The sequence below is a fragment of the Litorivivens lipolytica genome (assembly GCF_014191715.1).
GTDB lineage: Bacteria > Pseudomonadota > Gammaproteobacteria > Pseudomonadales > Spongiibacteraceae > Litorivivens > Litorivivens lipolytica.
Genome location: NZ_JACHWY010000009.1, coordinates 1 through 2,468, shown reverse-complemented (window position 1 = coordinate 2,468; position 2,468 = coordinate 1). Strand labels below are relative to the sequence as shown.

Sequence of the window (2,468 nt, the reverse complement as noted above, 5' to 3'; positions counted from 1 at the left end):
TGTTGATTTGCACTTAAAACTGACCCGGGAATTGCATTTAAAATTGACCCACCCGATTACGCCAGATTATGGCGCAGCTTTTCCTTTTTTGCCTGTGTTGTTTCCCTCCTGTTGAGTCGTTGAGTTTCGCAATCGGAAGCTGTCATTGCCTGTTTCCAGAATGTGGCAGTGATGAGTGAGCCGGTCTAGGAGAGCGGTTGTCATCTTCTCGTCGCCAAATACGGCCGACCATTCACCGAAGCTGAGGTTGGTGGTAATGATGATGCTAGTGCGTTCGTAGAGTTTGCTGATCAAGTGGAAGAGCAAGGCGCCACCACTCTGGCTGAACGGCAGGTAGCCAAGCTCATCCAGTATCACCAGGTCGGTATGGATCAAACGATTCGCCAAGCGGCCCTGTTGTCCCGCCTGCTTCTCCAGCTCCAGTGCATTGACCAGCTCAATGGTGGAGAGAAACCGGACTCGTAGCCGGTGGTGCTGTATGGCCTGGATGCCGATCGCTGTCGCCAGGTGCGTTTTGCCGGTTCCGGGGCCACCCACCAGTACGACGTTGTGAGCATCTTCCACAAACTCGCAGCGGTGCAGCGATCGGACGAGTGACTCATCGACCAGACTCTGCGTGAAGTCGAACCCCGTCAGGTCTCGATACACAGGGAACTTGGCGACCTTCATCTGGTAGTTGATCGAACGGACATCCCGCTCTGAGGATTCTGCCTTTAGCAGGATATCCAGAATCGGCAGCGCCTGCTGATAGGCTGGAGAGGATTGCTCAGCCAGGGTTTTAACTGCGTCGGCCATGCCATGCAGCTTCAGGGTTTTAAGGGTGGAGACCACAGCATCAGATTTCATGACGAGCCCTCCGCAGTTGATCGTAGCGGGCTGTGTCCGCTAGCGGCTCGGTGACGAGCTTCAGTGCCGGCGGTGTCCGCAGAGGCTGTGGTCGCTGAGGTTGCTCCAATCGACTCAGACAGTTGAGCACGTGGGCTTTGGAGGGCTCGCCAATCGCCAACGCTTCACTGATCGCGCGTTCCAGCAAGTGTTCGTCATGCAGCAAGACCAGCGCGAGGATATCCGCCATCTCACGGTCGCCGCCGGGGCGTCTGAGCAGGATGGTCTGTAGACGTTTAAAGCCCTCCGGCAACTGCGAGAACGGCGCGCCGTTGCGAAGGGAGCCGGGTTTACGCTGTACGACGCTGAGGTAATGACGCCAGTCGTAGATCGTTTTGCCGGGGCCTTGTTTGTCGCGGCTGAACACCCGGACATGCTCTGCAACAACCTGCGCCTCTGCCACGATCACTAGCCGCTCGGGATAAACCCTCAGACTGACGTTGCGGTTGGCAAAGCTGGCCGGCACGCTATAGCGGTTGTGCTCATGGCTGATCAGACAGGTGGATGTTACCCGCTTGTTGGTCTCGATGAAGCCATCGAAGGCGGCGGGCACTGGCATCATCTGCGCCCGTTCATCCTCCAGGCATTCCGCGAGCGAGCGCACCTTGAACTCCGGATGGGCGGTTTCCTGCCAGAGTTCGATGCAGCGGTTATGTAGCCAGTGGTTGAGTTCCTGTAGAGACTTGAAGGACGGGGCGTCGTACCACAGGCCCTGCCGGGCATCACGTACCGCTTTCTCGACTTGGCCCTTCTCCCAGCCTGCCGCTGGATTGCAGAACTCGGCGTCATACAGATAGTGACTCACCATGGCATAGAAGCGCTTGTTCACCTGTCGCTGCTTGCCTCGGCCGACCTTGTCGACGGCTGTCTTCATGTTGTCGTAAATGCCACGCTCAGGAATCCCACCAAAGGCCGAGAAGGCGTGGTAATGGGCATCGAACAGCATCTCATGAGTCTGGGTGAGATAGGCCCGCAGGTACGGAGCGCGACTGTAACTGAGTTTGAAGTGGGCAACCTGAAGCTTGGTGCGCACACCGTTGATGGGCTGCCATTCCTCACTCCAGTCGAACTGGAAAGCCTCGCCGGGTGCAAACTCTAGCGGTACATAGGTGCGCTTGCTGGCCTGCAGTTTTGCCTCCTGCTGGGCCTCGCGCCACTGCCGGGCAAAGGCTGCTACCCGGTCGTAGGAACCGGTGTAACCCAGTACAACGAGATCGCGATACAAGCGTTTTACGGTGCGCCGCTGCTTACGGTGCCGCCGTGACTCCCGGAATAGCCAACTGGTCAGCAGCTCCTCGTAGTCGTCGAGCTTGCTTGGGCTCTTGCGCGTCGGGTAGCTCGGCTCAAGCTCCGGGTTGGACAGGTACTTACGGACGGTATTTCTTGATAAACCGGTGCGTCGGGCAACTTCGCGAATGGAAACACCTTCGCGCAAGTGCCAACGCCGGATAACACTGACTAATGCCACGTCTATCACTCCTGAATACCCCTGCTCAAATAATCGGCAGGGAGGGTTTATACGTGGGTCAATATTCGATGCAAATCTAGGGGATTAGTGGGTCAGTTTTGGATGCAATTCAACA

Annotated in this window: 2 protein-coding genes; both read right to left on the bottom strand. The window is 57.1% G+C overall.

All coding sequences use genetic code 11. The features are described 5' to 3' along the window. Positions 1-66: 66 nt before the first annotated feature. Positions 67-846, bottom strand: a complete 780-nt coding sequence (istB, locus tag FHR99_RS16230) for an IS21-like element helper ATPase IstB (RefSeq protein WP_183411792.1) — start codon at positions 844-846, stop codon at positions 67-69. After that, the gene (gene istA, locus FHR99_RS16225) at positions 836-2,362 is read right to left on the bottom strand and encodes an IS21 family transposase (RefSeq protein WP_183411791.1); all 1,527 of its coding nucleotides are present in this window, start codon (positions 2,360-2,362) and stop codon (positions 836-838) included. The genes istB and istA overlap by 11 nt, the downstream gene beginning before the upstream one ends. Positions 2,363-2,468: the final 106 nt, after the last annotated feature.